The 21019-nt window shown below is 66.5% G+C and carries 18 protein-coding genes; 15 read left to right on the top strand and 3 right to left on the bottom strand.

Annotated features, from left to right (window positions below):
* Positions 1-20: 20 nt before the first annotated feature.
* The 6 genes from A9K58_RS09345 (at position 21) to galU (ending at position 5658) form a co-directional block, all read left to right on the top strand.
* Positions 21-326 (top strand): integration host factor subunit beta, encoded by a 306-nt coding sequence (locus A9K58_RS09345; RefSeq protein ID WP_005409286.1) that lies wholly within the window; start codon positions 21-23, stop codon positions 324-326.
* A gap of 77 nt (positions 327-403) precedes the next feature.
* Positions 404-688 carry a lipopolysaccharide assembly protein LapA domain-containing protein gene (locus A9K58_RS09340; RefSeq protein ID WP_065199121.1) on the top strand — a complete coding sequence of 95 codons (285 nt, stop codon included), beginning with the start codon at positions 404-406 and terminating at the stop codon, positions 686-688.
* Between the two features lie 6 nt (positions 689-694).
* Positions 695-1873 carry a lipopolysaccharide assembly protein LapB gene (gene lapB / locus A9K58_RS09335; RefSeq protein ID WP_065199120.1) on the top strand — a complete coding sequence of 393 codons (1179 nt, stop codon included), beginning with the start codon at positions 695-697 and terminating at the stop codon, positions 1871-1873.
* A gap of 3 nt (positions 1874-1876) precedes the next feature.
* The gene (locus A9K58_RS09330; RefSeq protein WP_065199119.1) at positions 1877-2866 is read left to right on the top strand and encodes an MraY family glycosyltransferase; all 990 of its coding nucleotides are present in this window, start codon (positions 1877-1879) and stop codon (positions 2864-2866) included.
* 3 nt (positions 2867-2869) lie between these two features.
* Positions 2870-4783, top strand: coding sequence for a polysaccharide biosynthesis protein (locus tag A9K58_RS09325; RefSeq protein WP_065199118.1), 1914 nt, complete (start codon positions 2870-2872; stop codon positions 4781-4783).
* Entirely contained in the window at positions 4780-5658 is an 879-nt protein-coding gene (galU, locus tag A9K58_RS09320; protein WP_065199117.1) for a UTP--glucose-1-phosphate uridylyltransferase GalU, read from the top strand. The genes A9K58_RS09325 and galU overlap by 4 nt, the downstream gene beginning before the upstream one ends.
* 478 nt (positions 5659-6136) lie before the next feature.
* Here the strand turns inward: galU and A9K58_RS09315 are convergent, their stop codons facing one another.
* From A9K58_RS09315 to A9K58_RS09305, 3 genes are all read right to left on the bottom strand, one after another.
* Positions 6137-7345 carry an acetyl-CoA C-acyltransferase gene (locus A9K58_RS09315; protein ID WP_005409292.1) on the bottom strand — a complete coding sequence of 403 codons (1209 nt, stop codon included), beginning with the start codon at positions 7343-7345 and terminating at the stop codon, positions 6137-6139.
* 99 nt (positions 7346-7444) lie between these two features.
* The gene (locus A9K58_RS09310) at positions 7445-9817 is read right to left on the bottom strand and encodes a 3-hydroxyacyl-CoA dehydrogenase/enoyl-CoA hydratase family protein (RefSeq protein WP_065199116.1); all 2373 of its coding nucleotides are present in this window, start codon (positions 9815-9817) and stop codon (positions 7445-7447) included.
* A 52-nt stretch (positions 9818-9869) separates the two neighbouring features.
* On the bottom strand, positions 9870-10523 hold the full coding sequence (locus A9K58_RS09305; RefSeq protein WP_065199115.1) for a TetR/AcrR family transcriptional regulator: 654 nt from the start codon (positions 10521-10523) through the stop codon (positions 9870-9872).
* A gap of 343 nt (positions 10524-10866) precedes the next feature.
* Here A9K58_RS09305 and ndk point away from each other — a divergent pair, with 343 nt between their 5' ends.
* The 9 genes from ndk (at position 10867) to A9K58_RS09260 (ending at position 20921) form a co-directional block, all read left to right on the top strand.
* Entirely contained in the window at positions 10867-11292 is a 426-nt protein-coding gene (gene ndk, locus A9K58_RS09300; RefSeq protein ID WP_005409295.1) for a nucleoside-diphosphate kinase, read from the top strand.
* A 10-nt stretch (positions 11293-11302) separates the two neighbouring features.
* On the top strand, positions 11303-12508 hold the full coding sequence (rlmN, locus tag A9K58_RS09295; RefSeq protein ID WP_065199114.1) for a dual-specificity RNA methyltransferase RlmN: 1206 nt from the start codon (positions 11303-11305) through the stop codon (positions 12506-12508).
* Positions 12495-13280, top strand: coding sequence for a tetratricopeptide repeat protein (locus tag A9K58_RS09290; RefSeq protein ID WP_065199113.1), 786 nt, complete (start codon positions 12495-12497; stop codon positions 13278-13280). The genes rlmN and A9K58_RS09290 overlap by 14 nt, the downstream gene beginning before the upstream one ends.
* Positions 13281-13298: 18 nt before the next feature.
* Positions 13299-14171, top strand: coding sequence for a RodZ domain-containing protein (locus tag A9K58_RS09285; RefSeq protein WP_065199112.1), 873 nt, complete (start codon positions 13299-13301; stop codon positions 14169-14171).
* 65 nt (positions 14172-14236) lie between these two features.
* Positions 14237-14875 (top strand): YfgM family protein, encoded by a 639-nt coding sequence (locus A9K58_RS09280; protein ID WP_065199111.1) that lies wholly within the window; start codon positions 14237-14239, stop codon positions 14873-14875.
* Complete coding sequence (gene bamB, locus A9K58_RS09275) at positions 14875-16083, top strand: outer membrane protein assembly factor BamB (protein ID WP_065199110.1); 1209 nt, start codon at positions 14875-14877, stop codon at positions 16081-16083. Before A9K58_RS09280 ends, bamB begins: the two co-directional genes overlap by 1 nt.
* 15 nt (positions 16084-16098) lie before the next feature.
* Complete coding sequence (gene der, locus A9K58_RS09270) at positions 16099-17496, top strand: ribosome biogenesis GTPase Der (protein ID WP_065199109.1); 1398 nt, start codon at positions 16099-16101, stop codon at positions 17494-17496.
* Between the two features lie 232 nt (positions 17497-17728).
* On the top strand, positions 17729-18871 hold the full coding sequence (gene moeB / locus A9K58_RS09265; RefSeq protein ID WP_065199108.1) for a molybdopterin-synthase adenylyltransferase MoeB: 1143 nt from the start codon (positions 17729-17731) through the stop codon (positions 18869-18871).
* A 217-nt stretch (positions 18872-19088) separates the two neighbouring features.
* Complete coding sequence (locus A9K58_RS09260; RefSeq protein WP_065199107.1) at positions 19089-20921, top strand: monovalent cation:proton antiporter-2 (CPA2) family protein; 1833 nt, start codon at positions 19089-19091, stop codon at positions 20919-20921.
* Positions 20922-21019: the final 98 nt, after the last annotated feature.

Below are 21019 nucleotides of genomic sequence, written 5' to 3'. Positions count from 1 at the left end.
ACCCCTGATGTGAGCCGGTGATGACCAAATCCGAACTGATCGAAATCCTTGCGCGCCGCCAGGCGCACCTGAAGGCCGATGATGTCGATCTGGCGGTGAAGTCGTTGCTGGAAATGATGGGCGGCTCGCTGTCCGCCGGGGATCGCATCGAAATCCGTGGTTTCGGCAGCTTCTCGCTGCACTATCGGCCGCCGCGCCTGGGTCGCAACCCGAAGACCGGCGAATCGGTTGCCCTGCCGGGCAAGCACGTCCCCCATTTCAAGCCGGGCAAGGAACTGCGCGAGCGGGTCAGCAGCGTGCTGCCGCTGGACGCCGATCCGGCCTGAGCCTCCCGTCGCGCCACCGCGTGCGAATCCAGCCGCGAGTCGGATAAGCTACGGGCTCCTGCCACTGGAGCTGTCGCATGAAGGTTTTTCGCCTGCTGGTTCTGCTGGCAATCCTGATCCTCGGGCTGATCATCGGTGCGGCCAACATGGCCGACATGTCGATCAACCTGCTGTTCACCGAATTCCATGCGCCCGTCGGCGTCGCCCTGATCGCTGCGTTGCTGCTGGGCGTCGTGGTCGGTGCCGGCCTGGTGCTGGTGAGTGTGGTCATTCCGCTCTACGGCCAACTGCGCCGCGCCAACAAGTCCGCCGCCGCGTCGCCGGCGCCGGTCGCTTCCCCGCAATCCTTTGATGGACGCTGATCGAAGATGGATTTCGTCACCGAGTGGTTCTGGTTCTTCCTGTTCGTTCCGTTGGCCGCGCTGGCCGGATGGGTGATCGGGCGTCGTGGCGGCCAACGCCACGGTGACAACCAGGTCAGCCGCCTGTCCAGCACGTACTTCCGGGGCCTGAACTACCTGCTCAACGAGCAGCCGGACAAGGCCATCGAACTGTTCCTGCACATCGCCGAACTGGACAAGGAAACCTTCGAGACCCAGGTCGCGCTGGGCCATCTGTTCCGCCGCCGTGGCGAGGTCGACCGCGCCATCCGCCTGCACCAGGGCCTGGTCAACCGCCACGACCTGAGCGACGCGCAGCGCGTGCAGGCCTTGCTGGCACTGGGCGAGGACTACATGAAGTCCGGCCTGCTGGATCGCGCCGAGACCGTGTTCACCGAGCTGGCCCAGCTCGACCAGCGCGCGCCCCAGGCGCTCAAGCACCTGATCGGCATCTACCAGGCCGAGCGCGACTGGGAAAAGGCGATCGACAACGCCACCCGCTTCGAGGACGTCACCGGTGAGCCGATGGGCAAGCTGATCGGCCAGTTCGAATGCGAACTGGCCGAGCGCTTCCGCGGGGCCGGCAAGCTGGACGAGGCGAGGGCGGCCATTGCCCGCGCCTACCAGGCCGACGCGATGTCGGTGCGGGCCGGCATCATCGAAGGCCGCCTGGAAACCGATGCGGGCAACCCCGAGGCCGCCGTGCGCGCCTTCGAACGCGCCGCCCGCAACGATCCCGAATACCTGCCGGAACTGCTGCCGGCACTGATGCAGAACTACCGCAAGGTCGGCGACCTGGCCGGCGCGCGCGCCTTCCTGTCGGAAATGACCGAGCATTACCGGGGCATCGCCCCGGTGCTGGCACTGACCCGCCTGATGGAAGAGCAGGAGGGCGTTGCCCCGGCCCGCGCCTACCTCGGGCGGCAGCTCAAGGATCGGCCGTCGGTGCGGGGCGAGTCGGCACTGATCGACCTGACCCTGGCCGAAGGCGCCGATTCCACCGCAACGCTGCATGATCTCAAGCACATCACCGACCAGTTGCTGGTACGCAACCCGGCCTATCGCTGCACCCGTTGTGGCTTCGGTGCACGCACTCACCACTGGCAGTGCCCGAGCTGCAAGGAGTGGGGCACGGTCAAGCCGTTGCTGAACTACGCGGTGCTCTGATCCATGCCGTGGCTTGTGATGGGCGCGCTGCTGGGGCTGGCCCTGCTGAGCGCCGCATTGACCTGGGCGGCGCGTGGCTATGCGCTGCGCCGGCAGTTGATGGACCAGCCTGGCGAGCGCCGCAGCCACAGCGTCGCGACGCCGCGTGGGGGTGGCATCGCCATCGTCATCACGCTGTTGGTGGCTGCCGCTGCGGCCATGTGGGCCTGGCCGCACGCGATGCCCGGCCTGCTGGTCGCCAGCCTGGGCCTGATGCTGGTAGCGGGTATCGGCTGGTGGGATGACCACCGGCCGCTTCCGGCCATGCGTCGCCTGCTCGTTCATTTCATCGCCGCCGCCCTGCTGGCAGCGTTGGTCAAGGTGCATGGCGGCAGCTGGCTGCTGGCCGGCCTGGTGCTGCTGTTCACTGCGTCGCTGATCAATATCTGGAACTTCATGGATGGCATCAACGGCATCGCCGCCAGCCAGGCCGTCGTGGTCGCGCTGGGGCTGGCGCCGGTGCTGCCGTGGCCATACTCGCTCGCGGCATTGGCGTTGGGCCTGGCCTGCCTCGGTTTCCTGCCGTTCAACTTCCCGCGGGCGCGGATTTTCATGGGGGATGTCGGGAGTGGTGCCCTCGGCTATGCCGTAGCCGTCGTGCTGGCCATGGCCGCGCTGCGCACCGACATCCACTGGATCCTGTTGCTGGTGCCCGCGTCGCTGTTCCTCGTGGACGCAGGCTTCACACTGCTGGCGCGCATCATTTCCGGACAACGCTGGATGGAACCCCATACCCAGCATGTCTACCAGCGCGCGGTGCAGGCAGGAGCCAGTCACCCCCAGGTGACAGGGATGTACTTTGCTTTAGGCCTGTTCAGCATTACAGTGTTCAATGTCTGCTCCAAACTGCAGCCGAGGTGGGAGGCTGCCGTGGCGATCGCGTGGTTCATCGCGCTGAGCGTCCTCTGGCTCCTCCTGCGCAATGGAATGCGCCACCGACAAGGAATTACCTGACTTATGGCTTCACCCTGGCGGGACAGAATCCTCGGCCTGATGCCGCGTTCGGCCATCGTCTGCCACGACCTGTTCATGGTCTGGGCATGCTGGCAGCTGCTACATGCGGGACGTTACTCGATCCTGCCCAACGCGCCTGCGCTGCCCCTGTGGAATGTCGATACCACCCTGGTCCTGCTGCTGCAGGGCCTGGTGTTCTGGCGCGTGGGCCTGTATCGCGGCCTGTGGCGGTTCGCCAGCGTCAGCGACCTGCTGAACATCTTCAAGGCCAGCTTCATCGGCATGGTCGCCATCGTGCTGGTACTGATGTGGAAGCGGTTCGACGGCGTGCCGATGTCGGTCCTGGTGATCTATCCGTTCGCCCTCTCGGCGCTGCTGGGTGCACCGCGCCTGCTGTATCGCGCCTGGAAGGATTACCAGGCGCTGCAGTCGGACTCGACCGCGCGGCGGGTACTGATCCTGGGCGCCGGGCAGGCGGCCGAAACCCTGGTCCGTGACCTGCGCCGTTCCGGCAATTTCGAGCCGGTCGGCCTGCTCGACGACGCTCCTCACCTGCGCGGCGCCAAGCTGCAGGGACTGCCGATCCTGGGCACCCTGGATGATGCCCCGAGCGTGGTGCGCGAGACGGCCGCCAAGCTGCTGGTCATCGCCATTCCATCGCTGGACGCGGCGGGCATGCAGCGGGTCGTCGCCATCTGCGAAAGCACCGGCGTGCCGTTCCGCACCGTGCCCAAGCTCAGCGACATCCTGCAGGGCCAGTCGCTCCCCGGGCAGCTGAAGGAAGTGGCGATCGAGGACCTGCTCGGCCGCAAGCCGATCATGCCGGACTGGAACCTGATCCGTGGCTGGCTGGGCGGGCGTACCGTGCTGGTGACCGGCGCCGGTGGCTCGATTGGCTCGGAACTGTGCCGCCAGTGCGCACGCCATGGCGCCGGTCGCATCATCCTGCTGGAGATCAGCGAGCTGCTGCTGCTGACCATCGAGGGCGAGCTGCGCCGCAGCTTCCCCGATGTCGAGATCGAGGCGGTGCTGGGCGACTGTGGTGATCCGGCTGTGATCCGTCATGCGCTGTCGCTGCATTCGGTGGATACCGCGTTCCACGCTGCGGCGTACAAGCATGTGCCGGTGCTGGAGCGGCAGCTGCGTGAAGCGGTGCGCAACAACATCCTGGCCACCGAGAACGTGGCCCGCGCCTGCCTTGAAGCGCGTGTCGAGCATTTCGTGTTCATCTCCACCGACAAGGCGGTCGATCCGGTCAACGCGCTGGGCGCCAGCAAGCGCTACGCCGAGATGATCTGCCAGAGCCTGGACCAGAAGTCCACGCATACCCGTTTCGTCACCGTGCGCTTCGGCAACGTGCTGGCCTCGGCCGGCAGCGTGGTGCCGCTGTTCCGCGAGCAGATCCTGCGGGGTGGCCCGGTGACGGTCACCGACCCGGAAGTCAGCCGCTACTTCATGACCATCCCGGAGGCCTGCCAGCTGATCCTGCAGGCCGCCGCCTCGGCGTCGCACGGTGCGATCTATACCCTCGACATGGGCGAGCCGGTGCCGATCCGCGTACTGGCCGAGCAGATGATCCGCCTGGCCGGCAAGCAGCCGTACAAGGACATTCCGATAATCTACACCGGGCTGCGTCCGGGCGAGAAGCTGCACGAGACGCTGTTCTATTCGGACGAGGACTATCGTTCCACCGCGCACCCGAAGATTCTCGAGGCCGGTGTGCGCGCGTTCTCACGTGACCTGGTGCTGGGCAATGTCCCGCGCCTGCGCGAGGCGGTGTGCAGCTACGACACCGGCACCATCCAGGAAATCCTGTTCGCGACCATGCCGGAGTTCTCGCCAATCGAACAGGACGCTTACATTTCATCCGCTAAAGTCGTGCCTTTTCCGGCACGTGAGGCCAACAGGCACCAATGAGCAAGCGAATTCGCAAGGCGGTCTTTCCGGTGGCAGGGCTGGGGACGCGCTTCCTCCCTGCTACCAAGACGGTTCCGAAGGAAATGTTGCCGATCATCGATCGTCCATTGATCCAGTACGCGGTCGATGAGGCGATCGAGGCGGGCTGCGACACGCTGGTGTTCATCACCAACCGCTACAAGCACGCGGTGGCCGACTATTTCGACAAGGCCTACGAGCTGGAGCAGAAGCTCGAGCGGGCCGGCAAGCAGGAGCAGCTGGAGATGATCCGTCACGTGCTGCCCAATGGCGTGCGCGCGATCTTCGTGACCCAGGCCGAGGCCCTGGGCTTGGGCCATGCCGTCTTGTGTGCCAAGGCCGTCATCGGTGACGAGCCGTTTGCGGTGCTGCTGCCCGACGACCTGATCTGGAACCGCGGCGCCGGTGCACTGAAGCAGATGGCCGACCTCAACGAGGCCAGTGGTGCCAGCGTGATTGCGGTCGAAGACGTGCCGCACGACAAGACCGCCAGCTACGGCATCGTCGCCACGGAGGCGTTCGACGGCCGCAAGGGCCGCATTTCGCAGATTGTCGAGAAGCCGAAGCCGGAGGACGCGCCGAGCGACCTGGCGGTGGTGGGACGCTATGTGCTGAGCCCGAAGATCTTCGAACTGCTGGAGCAGACCGGCAGTGGTGCCGGTGGCGAGATCCAGCTGACCGATGCGATCGCGCAGCTGCTGAAGACCGAAGAAGTGGATGCCTATCGCTTCGAGGGCACCCGCTTCGACTGCGGCACGCACCTGGGCCTGGTGGAGGCGACGATCCGCTTTGCGCTGGACAACCCGAAGCTGGCCGGCCCGGCGCGGGAGAAGCTGACGGCGATGTTGGCGGAATAAGGTTTATCAAGCGCTCCGTCAGCGCCTTCCTGCCAAAGTGGGGGAGGCGCGGGCAGGCCGCTGCAGGACACGCCGTAAACCCATCCCTGGGGGCTCGATGGCGCCATCCATGGCGCCAACGGTCCTGCAGCGGCCTGCCCACGCCTCTCGACAGTTTCCTGCCGGCGCGGACGGGAAGGGCGGAATCAAAGGCAGAAGCACAAGCAGAAAAGGCAGCCATTGGCTGCCTTTTCTGCTTGTTGGGGTCAGATCCCTTTGCGCAGCAAAGGGATCTGACCCCGGCCTTTGACCCTGCCTTTGCTCATCCCTCCGCCGCGCGGAATGTTGGATGGCACGGGCGGGTGAGGCTGACCGGGACTGTCAGCGGCATGGATGCCGCTGCCAAGCCTACAGGGATGTACTTGCGGCGTGTCCCGGGCAGTCTCACCCACCCGGGCCCCACAGCAAGCCGAAACGTCCGCCGGCAACGCTTTGAACCTTACAGCGCCTCGAAAATACCCGCCGCACCCATGCCGGTGCCGATGCACATCGTCACCATGCCGTACTTCTGCTGGCGCCGACGCAGGCCGTGCAGCAGGGTTGCGGTACGGATCGCGCCGGTCGCGCCCAGCGGGTGGCCCAGGGCGATCGCGCCGCCCAGCGGGTTGACCTTGCTTGGGTCCAGGCCGCAATCACGGATCACCGCCAGCGACTGCGCGGCGAACGCTTCGTTGAGTTCGATCCAGTCCAGCTGGTCCTGGGTCAGGCCGGCCTGCTTCAGTGCCTTCGGGATCGCGGCGATCGGGCCGATGCCCATCACTTCCGGCCGCACGCCGGCCACCGAGAAGCTGACGAAGCGGGCCAACGGGGTCAGGCCGTAGTCCTTGATCGCCTGTTCCGAGGCCAGCAGCACCGCGCCGGCGCCGTCGCTCATCTGCGACGAGTTGCCGGCGGTGACGGTGCCGCCGAACTGGCCGTTGCGGAACACCGGGCGCAGCTTGGCCAGGCCTTCAGCCGAAGAATCCGGGCGCGGGCCTTCGTCGGTGTCGGCGATCTTGTTGCGGGTGATGATGCGCTGGCCGTCAGCCAGGTCCGGCAGGTGCGAGACGATCTCGTACGGGCTGATTTCGTCCTTGAACTCGCCGTTCTGGATCGCGGCCATGGCCTTCTGGTGCGAGGCCAGGGCGAAGGCGTCCTGGTCTTCGCGCGAGACCTTCCACTCTTCGGCGACCTTCTCGGCGGTGATGCCCATGCCGTAGGCAATGGCGACATGGTCGTTGTCGAACACGCTCGGTGCCATCGCGATCTTGTTGCCCATCATCGGCACCATCGACATCGACTCGGTGCCGCCGGCGAGCATCAGGTCGGCGTTGCCCAGGCGGATTGCGTCGGCGGCCTGGGCTACGGCCTGCAGGCCGGACGAACAGAAACGATTCACGGTCTGCGCGGCGATGGTGTTCGGCAGGCCGGCCAGCAGCACGCCGATGCGCGCCACGTTCATGCCCTGCTCGGCCTCCGGCATGGCGCAGCCGATGATCGCGTCATCGATGCGGTTGACGTCCACGCCCGGGGCCTGCGCCACGACGCTGCGCAGTACGTGCGCAAGCATGTCGTCGGGGCGGGTGTTGCGGAACATGCCCTTGGGCGCCTTGCCAACCGGGGTACGGGTAGCGGCGACGATATAGGCGTCCTGGATTTGCTTGGTCATTGCAGTGATCTCTCGAATTTTTTAGCCGGGGTGCCGACCAACGGTCGGCACCCACCAGAGGCAGAGGAGTGCCGGCCAGCGGTCGGCACCCGCCATCAATCAGTTACGCAGCGGCTTGCCGGTCTTCAGCATGTGCGCGATGCGGGCCTGGGTCTTTTCCTGTTGGGCCAGTTCGACGAAGTGCTTGCGCTCCAGGGTCAGCAACCACTCCTCGTCCACCAGGGTGCCGCGGTCGACCTTGCCGCCGCACAGCACGGTGGCGATGCGTTCGGCGATCTCGTAGTCGTACGGGCTGATGAAACGGCCCTCCAGCATGTTGACCAGCATCATCTTGAAGGTGGCGATGCCCACGTCACCGGCGACCTGGATGCGGTGTGCCGGCAGCGGCGGACGGTAGCCTGCCTCGGCCAGGGCGCGCGCTTCGGCCTTGGCGATGTGCAGGGCCTCGTAGCTGTTGAACACCACCTTGTCGGTGCTGCGCAGCAGGCCCAGTTCCTTGGCGTTGACCGCCGAGTTGGACACCTTGGCCATCGCCACGGTCTCGAAGGTCTTCTTCAGTTCGGCGAACACGTCACCGCCCGGGCCCGCCGCCTGCGAGGCGCGCACGGCCAGTTCCTTCAGGCCGCCACCGGCCGGCAGCAGGCCGACACCGGCCTCGACCAGGCCGATGTAGCTTTCCAGGAAGGCCACGGTCTTGGCGCTGTGCATCTGGAACTCACAGCCGCCGCCCAGAGCCAGGCCACGCACCGCTGCCACCACCGGCACCAGCGAGTACTTGATGCGCTGGCTGGTGCGCTGGAAGTTGGCGACCATTTCCTCGAACTGGTCGACCTTGCCGGCCTGCAGCAGGCCCAGCGCGCCGGCCAGGTCGGCACCGGCGGAGAAGGGTTCCTTCTGCTGCCAGATCACCAGGCCCTGGAAGTCCTTCTCGGCGCGGCTCACGCATTCCTGCAGGCCGTCCAGCACCTGGTCGGACACGGTGTTCATCTTGGTCTTGAAGCTGACCACGGCGATGCCATCACCGTCGTGCCACATGCGCAGGCCGTCGTTCTCGAACACGGTCTCGCCCGGCGCGAACGTCTCGCCCAGCAGCGGATCGGGGAAGCGCTGGCGCTGGTACACCGGCAGCGACGAGCGCGGCAGCTTGGCGTTGCGCGACGGGCTGTAGCTGCCTTCGGCGGCATGCACGCCGTCGCGGCCATCGAAGACCCAATCCGGCAGCGGGGCGTTGCTCATGCTCTTGCCGGCGACGATGTCATCGGCGATCCACTGCGCGACCTGCTTCCAGCCGGCGGCCTGCCAGGTCTCGAACGGGCCCAGCGACCAGCCGTAGCCCCAGCGGATGGCCAGGTCGACGTCGCGCGCGGTCTCGGCGATATCGGCCAGGTGGTAGGCGCTGTAGTGGAACAGATCGCGGAAGGTCGCCCACAGGAACTGCGCCTGCGGGTGCTGGCTCTCGCGCAGCTTGGCGAACTTCTCGGCCGGGTTCTTGATCTTCAGGATCTCGACCAGTTCCGGGGCGGCGGTGCGGTCGGCCGGGCGGTAGTCCTGCTTTTCCAGGTCCAGCACGACGATGTCCTTGCCGACCTTGCGGAAGATGCCGGCACCGGTCTTCTGGCCCAGCGCGCCCTTGGCGATCAGCGCGTCCAGCCACTTCGGGGACTTGAAGAATTCATGCCACGGGTCGTTGGGCAGGGTGTCGCCCATGGTCTTGATGACGTGGGCCATGGTGTCCAGGCCGACCACGTCAGAGGTGCGGTAGGTGGCCGACTTCGGGCGGCCGACCAGCGGGCCGGTCAGGCCGTCCACTTCATCGAAGCCCAGGCCGAACTGCTGGGTGTGATGGATGGTGGACAGGATCGAGAACACGCCGATGCGGTTGCCGATGAAGTTCGGAGTGTCCTTGGCGTACACCACACCCTTGCCCAGGGTGGTGACCAGGAATTCTTCCAGGCCTTCCAGCACGGCGGCATCGGTGGTGCTGGCCGGGATCAGTTCGGCCAGGTGCATGTAGCGCGGCGGGTTGAAGAAGTGCACGCCGCAGAAGCGGTGGCGCAGCTGCTCGGGCAGCACGTCGGCCAGCTTGTTGATGCCCAGGCCCGAGGTGTTGGAGGCCAGCACCGCGTGGTCGGCCACGAACGGGGCGATCTTCCTGTACAGGTCCTGCTTCCAGTCCATGCGCTCGGCAATGGCCTCGATGATCAGGTCGCAGTCCTTCAGCTGCTCCAGGCCGGACTCGTAGTTGGCCGGGGTGATCGCCTCGGCCAGGGACTTGCTGGCCAGCGGCGCGGGGCTGAGCTTGCCCAGGTTGGCGATCGCCTTCAGCACGATGCCATCGGCCGGACCTTCCTTGGCGGGCAGGTCGAACAGCACGGTGTCGACGCCGGCATTGGTGAGGTGGGCGGCGATCTGGGCACCCATGACGCCGGCACCCAGCACGGCGGCGCGGCGGACTAGCAGGGAATTGGACATGGTGTAAGGCCTTCTTGGTCAGCAGTTGCCGGGCGGGACTCGCCCGATGGGATCAGGGGGAAGCGGGCAGGGCACCGCCGCGTGCGGCGGCGCGGAACCCGGCTTCGGCGAAATGGATCAGTTCGTGGGCGGCATGGGCACGATGCGCCGCTTCGGTGACACCGGCGGGTCGCTTGATCAGCCCGAAGTCGGCCATGGCGTAGGTGAGCGAACCGGCCAGGAAGTCCAGCCGCCAGTACAGCTCTTCCTTGCTCAGGCCGGGCACGCATTCGGCGATGGCCTTGCCGAACGCGCGCAGCACATGGCCGTAATGGTCGGACAGGAACTTGCGCAGGTTGTCATTCTTCTCGGCGTAGGCGCGGGCGATGACGCGTACGAAGGCACCGCCGTTGTGGCGGTCCTGGGCCAGGGCCAGCGCCGGTTCGACGAACGCGGCCAGCACCGGGCGCAGTTGCCCGGGATGTTCGCTGCGAGCGCGTTCAAGCTGCGACAGGCGGGCACTGGTCATCTCGTCCATGCGGCGGCGGAACACCTCGTTGACCAAGTTCTCCTTCGAGCCGAAGTGGTAGTTGACCGCCGCGATGTTGACGTCGGCCTGGCTGGTCACCTGGCGCAGCGAAGTGCCGGCAAAGCCATGCTGTGCGAACAGCTCCTCGGCGGCACCGAGGATCCGGTCCTTGGTCGAGAAGTGGGCGGGTTTGGCCATCGGGGGGCGACCTTAATCAAACGATTGTTTGATACTAGAACCAGACGGTGGCGTATGGCATTTTGCAGTGCAGCAAAATGCCCAGACCGGTCAGAATCCACTCAGGTGGGTGAATGGGCAGGGTGGGGCGTGTAGAGCCGAGCCCACGCTCGGCTGCTCTTCGGCTCAAAGGCCAGCCGAGCATGGGCTCGGCTCTACAGGAGGGCTGTGGGCCCTCTACCACCCAGCCGCGTTATCTCTTACAATTCGCCTACGTTTATCAGGCTAAGCCCGCGTCCCGACGCGGGTTTTTTTCATGTTACCCTTCGGGCCATCTGCGGCCCGATTCCATTGGAGACATCCCATGGCGCTGGAGCGCACCCTTTCGATCATCAAGCCGGACGCCGTTGCCAAGAACGTCATCGGCGAAATCTACGCCCGCTTCGAGAAGGCCGGCCTGAAGGTCGTCGCCGCCAAGTACAAGCAGCTGTCGCGCCGTGAAGCCGAAGGCTTCTACGCCGTGCACCGCGAGCGTCCGTTCTTCAACGCGCTGGTCGAGTTCATGATCTCCGGCCCGGTGATGATCCAGGCCCTGGAAGGCGAGAACGCCGTGCTGGCCCACCGCGACCTGCTGGGCGCCACCAACCCGAAGGAAGCCGCGCCGGGCACCATCCGCGCCGACTTCGCCGAATCCATCGATGCCAACGCCGCCCACGGCTCGGACTCGGTCGAGAACGCCGCGATCGAAATCGCCTACTTCTTCGCCGCTACCGAAGTCGTTTCGCGCTGAGAGTAATGCCGTGAACGAGGTCGTACAGTCCCCCGCCATCCAGCCGTTGCCGAAGCCGGCACCCACGGCTGGCAAGCAGAACCTGCTCGACCTCGATCGCGCGGGCCTGGAGAAGTTCTTCGTCGACGTTCTCGGCGAAAAGAAGTTCCGGGCCCATCAGGTGATGAAGTGGATCCATCATCGCTACGTCACCGACTTCGATGAAATGACCGACCTCGGCAAGGTCCTGCGCGCCAAGCTGCAGTCCCATGCCGAGGTCGTTGTCCCCAACATCGTGTTCGACAAGCCCTCCGCCGACGGCACCCACAAGTGGCTGCTGGCGATGGGCGTGGATGGCAAGAATGCCATCGAGACCGTGTACATCCCGGACAAGACCCGCGGCACGCTGTGCGTGTCCTCGCAGGTCGGTTGCGGCCTGAACTGCACGTTCTGCTCCACCGCCACCCAGGGCTTCAACCGCAACCTGACCACCGCCGAGATCATCGGCCAGGTGTGGGTTGCCGCACGCCACCTGGGCAACGTGCCGCACCAGATGCGCCGCCTCACCAACGTGGTGATGATGGGCATGGGCGAGCCGCTGATGAACTTCGACAACGTCGTGCGCGCCATGAGCGTGATGCGCGACGACCTGGGCTACGGCCTGGCCAACAAGCGCGTGACCCTGTCGACCTCCGGCCTGGTGCCGCAGATCGACCGCCTGTCGAGCGAGAGCGACGTGTCGCTGGCGGTGTCGCTGCATGCGCCGAATGATGAGCTGCGCGAGACGCTGGTGCCGCTCAACAAGAAGTATCCGATCGCCGAGCTGATGGCCTCCTGCGCACGCTATCTGCGTGCCAACAAGCGCCGCGAATCGGTCACCTTCGAATACACCCTGATGAAGGGCATCAACGACCAGCCCGAGCATGCCCGGCAGTTGGCGCGGCTGATGCGCCAGTTCGACAACGCGGTGCAGGCCAAGGATTCGGGCAAGGTCAACCTGATTCCGTTCAATCCGTTCCCGGGCACCCGTTACGAGCGCTCCGAGGAGGCCGATATCCGTGCCTTCCAGAAGATCCTGCTCGACAGCAACGTGCTGACCATGGTGCGCCGCACCCGGGGCGACGACATCGACGCCGCCTGTGGCCAGCTCAAGGGCCAGGTGATGGACCGCACCCGCCGCCAGGCGGAGTTCAACAAGACGCTGCAGGCAGGGAAGGGGAGCGATGCCGCGGCTTGACCGGCGCTGGCTGGCCCTGCTAGCAGGCGTGCTGGCCATCTCGGCCAGCGGCTGCAAATCCCATCCCAAGGCCAAGCTGGGGCCCAGCATGGCCCCGGTGTATTCCGTCCGCGACCCGGACAGCGTGCGTCGCCAGGTGCGCTGGCAGGACCTGCTGGTGCTGGCCGCGCGCGACATGCAGGTCGGCAACCTCGATGCCGCCGAGCGCAAGGTGCGGGAGGCGCGGAAGCTGGCTCCAGATGCCCCGGACGCGCTGGTACTGATGGCCGGCATCGACGAGCGCCGCGGGCGCAGCACGCAGGCCGGCGAGAACTTCCGCAGGGCCGCCGAACTGGCGCCGCAACGGGGCGATATCCTCAATAACTATGGTGCCTGGCTGTGCCAGCAGGGCTGGGCGGCCGAGTCGCTGGTCTGGTTCGACCGTGCATTGCAGGCTCCGGGCCATGCCGCAGCGGCCGAAGCGCAGGCCAATGCGGGAAGCTGTGCTCTGGATGCCGGCCAGTTCGAGCGGGCCGAGCGCGACCTGCGCGCGGCGCTGGCCACCTTGCCGGGCAACCCGGTCGCGCTGGAGGCCATGGCACAGCTGAGCTTCCGCCAGGGCCGCTACATGGAGGCCCGGGCCTTCGCCGAACGTAGGATTGCGGCTGCACCCGCAACGCGTTCCGTGTTACAACTTGCGTCTGAAATCGAAGCACGGCTGGGCGATCAGGGGGCATCTGATCGCTATCTGCAGCGGATTCGACAGGAATTTCCGCAGGACGCGGGCTCCTAACTCCGGGGTTGATGCACTGTGATTGAAGACCAGACTGTGAGCACTCTCGAGACGGCGGCCGGCTGCGGAACCCGCCTTCGCCAGGCCCGCGAGGCCGCCGGGCTGACTATCGAAGAGGTCGGCTCGCGCCTGCGCATGCCGGTCCAGGTCGTCCGGTCGCTGGAAGAGGAGCAGTGGCAGAGGCTCGGCGCGCCGGTGTTCGTGCGCGGCCAGCTGCGCAGCTATGCGCGCCTGCTCAACGTGGACGTGAGCCAGCTGCTGGAACAGGCCCAGGTCGGCCCGGTGGTCCCGCCCACCCTGGTCAGCCATACCCATACCCCGCGCGCCCGCCGCATTGCCGAGAACCTCGGCCGCCGGGTGCTTTATGTCGGCATTACCGCAGTGCTGGCGGTGCCGGTCTGGTTCGCTACCCGTGGCCACTTCGATGGCACGGCGTTGCCTTCGCCGAACACCGCGTCGCTGGATGCAATTCCGGCGGCGGTACCGGTCACCCCGTCCGCTGCGGGCGTTGAGGTGGCGGCCCCGGTCGAAGTGGCGACGGCCCCGGCCGGCAAGCCGGCGGCGACCCCGTACGTGGCGTCACTGGCCCCGGTGCCGCGTCCGGCCCCGGCGCCGGCTGCGGCCGCCAACACGCTGGACATGCAGTTCAACGGCGACAGCTGGGTCGATATCGGTGGCCCGGATGGCAGTACCGTCGAGAAGGCCCTGATCAAGTCCGGCGAAAGCCGCCGCTTCACGCCCGGCCAGGTGGCCCGGGTCACCCTGGGCAATGCTTCGGCGGTCCAGGTTCAGCAGAACGGCGCTATCGTCGATCTGGCACCCTACCAGCGAGCCAACGTGGCACGCTTTCAGGTATCCTCTGAAGGCTCCGTAGTCCCGGTTTCGCACTGAGGCGCGGTTTCACCACCTTCGATTCAACCCAATGGTCCCTCCCGATGGGCGGGGCGAGAGTACGCATGGCGATCGACGATCTGCTCGACGAGCACGAACAAAGTGAACGCGTCCGCAGCTGGCTGCGGAAGAATGGTGCCAGCATCATCGGTGGCGTGGCCATCGCCATCGGCGCCATCGCCGGCTGGCAGTGGTGGCAGCAGCAGCAGGGCGGCAAGCTGGCCACGGCCAATGCCGAGTACCAGAAGGCACTGGTTGGCCTGGAGCAGAACAAGCTCGACGACGCCGCCAAGGCGGTCAAGGCCCTCGAAGCGGGCCCTTCCAGCATCTACGGCGACCTCGCGGCGCTGCAGCTGGCCAAGGCCCAGGTCGATGCCGGCAAGAATGAAGAGGCCCTGGCTACCCTGCGCGGTGTCAAGGTTGAAGGCGACCTGCAGCGCGTGGTCGACCAGCGCGTGGCCCGCCTGTTGGTGGCCACCGGCAAGAGCGACGAGGCAATCAAGCTGCTGGGCAGCGCCACCGACAGCAGCAGCCTGGAAATCCATGGCGATGCGCTGATGGCGCAGGGCAAGCGCGATGAAGCCCGTGCACAGTACGAGAAGGCGCTCAAGTCGCTGGACGTGGCAGCGCCGCAGCGGCGCCTGCTGGAAACCAAGGTTATGGACGCCGGCGGCACCGTCGCCGCCCCTGCGGAGTCGGTTTGATGAGTCAGAAGGTCATGATCACCCGCGTCGCCAGCGTGCTCCTGATGGGCATGGCCCTGGCCGGCTGCAGCACCATGAAGGGCTGGTTCGCCGGCAAGGACGCAGAGGCGAAGAAGGCGCAGGAACCGGCCGAACTGGTGAAGTTCGAGCCCACCGTGAAGGTCAACAAGGCCTGGTCGGTCAACCTCGGCAAGGGCGAGCGCCGCATCGGCGTGCGCCAGGGCCCGGCGGTGGCCAATGGCCACGTGTTCGCCGCGGCGATCACCGGTGGCGTGCAGGCCCTCGACCTGCAGACCGGCAAGAAGGTCTGGGCCTGGGAACCCAAGAAGGAAAAGAAGAAGGCCAGGCTGCGCCTGTCCGGTGGTCCGGGCGTCGGCGAGAACCTCGTCGTGATCGGCACGCTGGACGGCCAGGTCATCGCGCTGGACATCAACGACGGCAGCGAGAAGTGGCGTGCCCGCGTCCCGGGTGAAGTCATTGCCGCGCCGGCCATCGCCCAGGGCCTGGTCTACGTGCGCAGCAACGACGGTCGCGTTACCGCGTTCGACGCCGGCAATGGCACCCAGAAGTGGTTCAACCCGAGTGAACTGCCGGCACTGACCGTGCGCGGCAATGCGCCGGTGGTCACCGGTCCGGGCGTGCTGTTCATCGGCAAGGACGAGGGCGCGGTCGCCGCCCTGGCCCAGCAGGATGGCCGCACCCTGTGGGAACAGAACGTGGGCAACGGCGAAGGCCGTACCGAGCTGGAACGCATGGCCGACGTCGACGGCGCTCCGGTGCTGGATGGCAACACCCTGTACGTGAGCAGCTTCAAGAACCAGACCATGGCCATCGAAGGCCCGACCGGTCGCCCGCTGTGGGCGCGCGACCATGGTGGCGCCGGTGGCGTGGCGGTGTCGTCCGGCAATGTGTTCGTCACTGACAACAAGGGTGGCGTGTTCGGCCTGGACAAGGCCAGCGGCGCGGCAATGTGGTCGCAGACCGCGCTGGCCCGCCGTTCGCTGACCGGTCCGGCACTGCACGGCGACTACGTGGTCGTCGGCGACTACAAGGGATACGTGCACTGGTTGCAGGCCTCCGACGGTGCGATGGCGGCACGGGCAAAAAGTGGCGGTGACGCGCTGCTGGCCCAGCCGGTCGTCGCAGACGGGGTGCTGCTGGTGCAGAACGTGGATGGCAAGCTGACCGCCTTCCGGTTGGCCAATTAATACGGAGTACTCGCGATGCTGCCTTTGGTCGCCCTGGTTGGACGGCCGAATGTCGGCAAGTCGACCATCTTCAATGCACTGACCCGCACGCGTGACGCCCTGGTCCATGACCAGCCCGGCGTCACCCGTGACCGCAACTACGGCGTCTGCCGCCTCGACGAGGACAACCACTTCCTGGTCGTGGATACCGGCGGTATTGCCGGGGAAGATGAAGGCCTGGCTGGCGCCACCACGCGCCAGGCACGTGCTGCGGCTGCCGAAGCCGATCTGATCCTGTTCGTCGTCGATGCCCGCGAGGGTACCTCGGCGCTGGATGACGAGATCCTGGCGTGGCTGCGCAAGCTGTCGCGCCCGACGCTGCTGCTGATCAACAAGATCGACGGTACCGACGAGGACAGCGTCCGCTCCGAGTTCGCGCGCTACGGTTTCAGCGAAATGCTGACCGTCTCGGCCGCGCATCGCCAGGGCCTGGACGACCTGCTGGACGAGGTGATCCAGCGCCTGCCCGAAGAGGGCAGCGGCGAAGAGCTGGACAACGATCCGAACCGCATCCGCATCGCCTTCGTCGGCCGCCCGAACGTTGGCAAGTCGACGCTGGTCAACCGCATTCTCGGCGAGGAGCGCATGATCGCCTCCGACGTGCCGGGCACCACCCGCGATTCGATCGCGGTGGACCTGGAGCGCGATGGCCGCGAGTACCGCCTGATCGATACCGCCGGCCTGCGCCGCCGTTCGCGCGTGGACGAGGTCGTCGAGAAGTTCTCGGTGGTCAAGACCATGCAGTCGATCGAGCAGTGCCAAGTGGCCGTGCTGATGCTTGACGCCACCGAAGGCGTGACCGACCAGGATGCCACCGTGCTCGGTGCCGTGCTCGACGCTGGCCGCGCGCTGGTGATCGCGATCAACAAGTGGGACGGCCTGACCGAGTACCAGCGCGAACAGGCGGAAACCCAGCTGTCGCTGAAGTTGGGCTTCGTGCCGTGGGCCGAATCGGTGCGCATTTCCGCCAAGCATGGGTCGGGCCTGCGCGAGCTGTTCCGCGCGGTGCACCGCGCGCATGAGTCGGCGAACAAGGAATTCACCACCAGTGAAGTGAACAAGGCGCTGGAAGTGGCCTATGAGACCAATCCGCCGCCGAGCATCCGTGGCCACGTTTCCAAGCTGCGTTACGTGCATCCGGGCGGTGCCAATCCGCCGACCTTCATCGTGCACGGCACGCGCCTGAAGGAGCTGCCGGATTCGTACAAGCGCTACCTGGAGAACTTCTTCCGCAAGCGCTTCAAGCTGATCGGCACGCCGGTGAGCTTCATCTTCCGCGAGGGTGCCAACCCGTACGAAGGCAAGAAGAACGTGCTCACCGAGCGGCAGATCAAGTCCAAGCGGCGCTTGATGAAGCACGTCAAGGGCAAGTGATTCACGGGAAGGCGGCCGCAGGGCCGCCTTTTTCGTTGTGGGGAAATGGGATTTGATCCCGGGCGCAGGGCTGGCGCTACCGTAGGCTTGCGGTGGACCTGTAGAGCCGAGCCTGCGCTCGGCTGCTTTTCGCGCATTGCCGCAGGCGCGCTACGCGCGCCAGCCGAGCATGGGCTCGGCTCTACAGATTCTGGTCAAGGCGGCCTGCCGCCACGTGCGTGATAATGCGGCCATGAGCATCCAAGAGCTTTCCCCCGCGCAGGCACGCGAGCGCCTGGCCCATGGCGCCGTGCTGATCGATGTGCGCGAGGCGCACGAGCGGGCCGGCGGCATGGCCGAGGGCGCTCGCGGCGTGGCCAAGGGCGAGCTGCAGGCCGACCCGGCCGCGCATCTGCCGCGGCGCGACCAGGAGATCCTGCTGATCTGCCAGAGCGGCAAGCGCTCGGCCGATGCCGCGCAGTTCCTGCTGGAGGCCGGCTACACCCATGTCGCTTCCGTGACGGGCGGTACCGTGGCCTGGCGCGAGCAGTCGCTGCCGCTGGTGCAGCTGCTGGCCAGCGCCGCCGACCGTGATTTCTACGATCGCTATTCGCGCCACCTGCTGCTGCCGCAGGTGGGCGAAGCCGGCCAGCGCCGGCTGCAGCAAGCGCGCGTGCTGGTACTGGGCGCGGGTGGGCTGGGCGCACCGGCCGGCTTCTATCTGGCCGCCGCCGGGGTAGGGCACCTGCGCTTCGCCGACCACGACCGCGTGGAGCGCAGCAACCTGCATCGGCAGATCGTGCATACCGAAGCCAGCGTCGGCCAGCTCAAGGTCGATTCCGCGCGCGAGCGGCTGCTGGCGTTGAATCCGTCGATCGAGGTCGAGGCGGTGCCGGAGCGGGTGACCTCTGAGAACGTGGATGCGCTGCTCGAGGGCGTGGACGTGGTGCTGGATGGCTCGGACAACTTCCCGCTGCGCTACCTGCTCAACGACGCCTGCATCAAGCACGCCAAGCCCCTGGTCTATGCCGCCATCGAGCGCTTTGACGGCCAGGTAAGCGTGTTTGACGCTGGCCGCCAGCGTGGCGTGGCGCCGTGCTACCGCTGCCTGTTCCCCGAGCCGCCGCCGCCGGAGTTTGCGCCGAACTGTTCCGAGGCCGGTGTGCTGGGCGTGCTGCCCGGCCTGGCCGGCGTGCTGCAGGCCACCGAGGTGCTGAAGCTGCTGTTGGGCATCGGCGAGCCATTGGTCGGCCGGCTGCTGCGCTTTGATGCGCTGGGCATGCAATTTCGTGAGACCGGCATCCGGCCGGACCCGCGGTGCCCGGTGTGCGCGCCGGGCGTGCCGTTCCCGGGGTATATCGATTACGCCGCGTTCTGCCGGGGTGGCTCTCTGTAGAGCCGAGCCCGTGCTCGGCTGATGCTTCCCGCGCACAGCAGAAGCAGCCGAGCGTGGGCTCGGCTCTACAGCGACGCGCATGGATTCGGGATGATGTTGGGGGCAACTCCCGGCATCGTTCCACCTCCAAGACAATCCGGCGCAACGCGCGTGCTATTGCCGTCATCGGCATTGCTCTATTGTTGAACCCGATTCTGGATCTTGGGGAAAGCACCGCATGGCGGTAGAAGCAGCGACCAGCGAGCTGGTCAAGGTCGTGGCCCTGCTGGGCGCGGCGGTGGTGATGGTGCCCCTGTTCCGCCGGGCCGGCCTGGGCTCGGTGCTGGGCTACTTCGCCGCCGGCCTGGCGATCGGACCGTTCGGACTGGGCTGGTTCTCCGACCCGCAGGCGATCCTGCATACCGCCGAGCTCGGCGTGGTGATGTTCCTGTTCGTGATCGGGCTGGAAATGCGGCCTTCGCACCTGTGGAGCCTGCGCAAGGAAATCTTCGGGCTGGGGACGCTGCAGATCGTCACCTGTGCGTTGGTGCTGACCAGCATCGCCAAGCTGTTCGGCTTCCCCTGGCAGGTCGCCTTCATCGGTGCCACAGGCTTCGTGCTGACCTCGACCGCAGTGGTGATGCAGCTGCTGGCCGAGCGCGGTGACATCGCGCTGCCGTCGGGGCAGAAGATCGTTTCGATCCTGCTGTTCGAAGACCTGCTGATCGTGCCGTTGCTGGCGCTGGTGGCCTGGATGGCGCCGAGCGCGGGCAGTGCCGATGGCGAGGGTTCGCGCTGGCTGTCAGTGGCGATCGGGGTCGGCGCCATCGTCGGCCTGGTGCTGGTCGGCCGCTTCCTGCTCAATCCGCTGTTCCGCGTGCTGGCCGAATCGAAGGCGCGCGAGGTGATGACTGCCGCCGCGCTGCTGGTGGTGCTTGGCGCTGCGCTGCTGATGCAGCTGTCCGGCCTGTCGATGGCGATGGGCGCGTTCCTGGCCGGCGTGCTGTTGAGTGAATCGACCTTCCGCCACCAGATCGAAGCGGATATCGAACCGTTCCGCGGCATCCTGCTGGGCCTGTTCTTCCTTAGCGTGGGCATGGCGCTGGACCTGGGCGTGGTGGCTGGTAACTGGCAGCTGATCCTCGGCTTGGTGCTGGCCCTGATGGCGGCCAAGGCGCTGTGTATTTACGTCGTGGCGCGCATCATGGGCAGCGACCACGCACAGGCGCTGGACCGGGGCGTGCTGATGGCGCAGGGCGGCGAGTTCGCCTTCGTGCTGTTCTCCGCTGCGGCATCGGCGGGCGTGATCAACCTGGAGATCAATGCCAACTTCACCGCCGTGGTGGTGCTGTCGATGGCGCTGACCCCGCTGGTCGTGCTGGTCTACAAGCGCATCGCGCCGAAGCCGGAAGTGAACCTGGACGGCGTGGACGAGGCTGACGGCCTGTCCGGCAGCGTGCTGCTGATCGGCTTCGGCCGCTTCGGCCAGGTCGCCAGCCAGTCGCTGCTGGCGCGCGACGTGGACGTGACCATCATCGACAACGATGTGGAGATGATCCAGAGCGCGGCGCGTTTCGGTTTCAAGATCTACTACGGCGACGGTACGCGACTGGACGTGCTGCATGCCTCCGGCGCCGCGACCGCGCGTGCGATTGCTGTGTGCGTGGACAAGGCCGAGGCCGCCGACCGCATCGTCGAGCTGGTGTCGCACGAGTTCCCGCAGGCCAAGCTGATGGTGCGCTCGTTCGACCGCGAGCATTCGCTGCGGCTGATCCATGCCGGCGTCGATTTCCAGATCCGCGAGACGTTTGAGTCGGCGGTGCTGTTCGGCCAGGCCGCGCTGGTGGAACTGGGTGCGGATGAGGATGACGCGGTGGAGATTGCCGAGCAGATCCGCCGCCGCGATGCCGAGCGTTTCGAGCTGGAGATTGCCGGTGGTGGCTTGAATGCCGGGGCCAAGATGGTGTTCGGCAACTCCGGCCAGGGCGTGCCGACGCCGACGCCGTTCACCGCGCCGAAGCGGGCAAGCAAGACGTTGAACCCGCAGGACGTGCCGGAAGAGGAAGAGTAGAGCCGAGCCCATGCTCGGCTTCTCTTCGGTCAGGTTGCGATAAAGCCGCGCTGCGCGCGTGAGCCGAGCGTAGGCTCGGCTCTACAAGGGCGGGCCGG

The organism is Stenotrophomonas maltophilia, from assembly GCF_001676385.1.
GTDB classification, from domain to species: Bacteria; Pseudomonadota; Gammaproteobacteria; order Xanthomonadales; family Xanthomonadaceae; genus Stenotrophomonas; species Stenotrophomonas maltophilia_J.
Note: the sequence above shows the minus strand (reverse complement) of the source record. Positions and strands in the feature narration are given on the sequence as shown.

Excerpts from the sequence above, each read along its gene's own strand:
- A9K58_RS09330 (WP_065199119.1), top strand. The coding sequence starts at position 1,877 with ATGCCGTGGCTTGTGATGGGCGCGCTGCTGGGGCTGGCCCTGCTGAGC.
- A9K58_RS09280 (WP_065199111.1), top strand. The coding sequence starts at position 14,237 with ATGGCGATCGACGATCTGCTCGACGAGCACGAACAAAGTGAACGCGTC.
- galU (WP_065199117.1), top strand. The coding sequence starts at position 4,780 with ATGAGCAAGCGAATTCGCAAGGCGGTCTTTCCGGTGGCAGGGCTGGGG.
- lapB (WP_065199120.1), top strand. The coding sequence starts at position 695 with ATGGATTTCGTCACCGAGTGGTTCTGGTTCTTCCTGTTCGTTCCGTTG.
- A9K58_RS09310 (WP_065199116.1), bottom strand. The coding sequence starts at position 9,817 with ATGTCCAATTCCCTGCTAGTCCGCCGCGCCGCCGTGCTGGGTGCCGGC.
- A9K58_RS09345 (WP_005409286.1), top strand. The coding sequence starts at position 21 with ATGACCAAATCCGAACTGATCGAAATCCTTGCGCGCCGCCAGGCGCAC.
- A9K58_RS09340 (WP_065199121.1), top strand. The coding sequence starts at position 404 with ATGAAGGTTTTTCGCCTGCTGGTTCTGCTGGCAATCCTGATCCTCGGG.
- moeB (WP_065199108.1), top strand. The coding sequence starts at position 17,729 with ATGAGCATCCAAGAGCTTTCCCCCGCGCAGGCACGCGAGCGCCTGGCC.
- bamB (WP_065199110.1), top strand. The coding sequence starts at position 14,875 with ATGAGTCAGAAGGTCATGATCACCCGCGTCGCCAGCGTGCTCCTGATG.
- A9K58_RS09305 (WP_065199115.1), bottom strand. The coding sequence starts at position 10,523 with ATGGCCAAACCCGCCCACTTCTCGACCAAGGACCGGATCCTCGGTGCC.
- A9K58_RS09260 (WP_065199107.1), top strand. The coding sequence starts at position 19,089 with ATGGCGGTAGAAGCAGCGACCAGCGAGCTGGTCAAGGTCGTGGCCCTG.
- ndk (WP_005409295.1), top strand. The coding sequence starts at position 10,867 with ATGGCGCTGGAGCGCACCCTTTCGATCATCAAGCCGGACGCCGTTGCC.
- A9K58_RS09315 (WP_005409292.1), bottom strand. The coding sequence starts at position 7,345 with ATGACCAAGCAAATCCAGGACGCCTATATCGTCGCCGCTACCCGTACC.
- A9K58_RS09325 (WP_065199118.1), top strand. The coding sequence starts at position 2,870 with ATGGCTTCACCCTGGCGGGACAGAATCCTCGGCCTGATGCCGCGTTCG.
- A9K58_RS09290 (WP_065199113.1), top strand. The coding sequence starts at position 12,495 with ATGCCGCGGCTTGACCGGCGCTGGCTGGCCCTGCTAGCAGGCGTGCTG.
- der (WP_065199109.1), top strand. The coding sequence starts at position 16,099 with ATGCTGCCTTTGGTCGCCCTGGTTGGACGGCCGAATGTCGGCAAGTCG.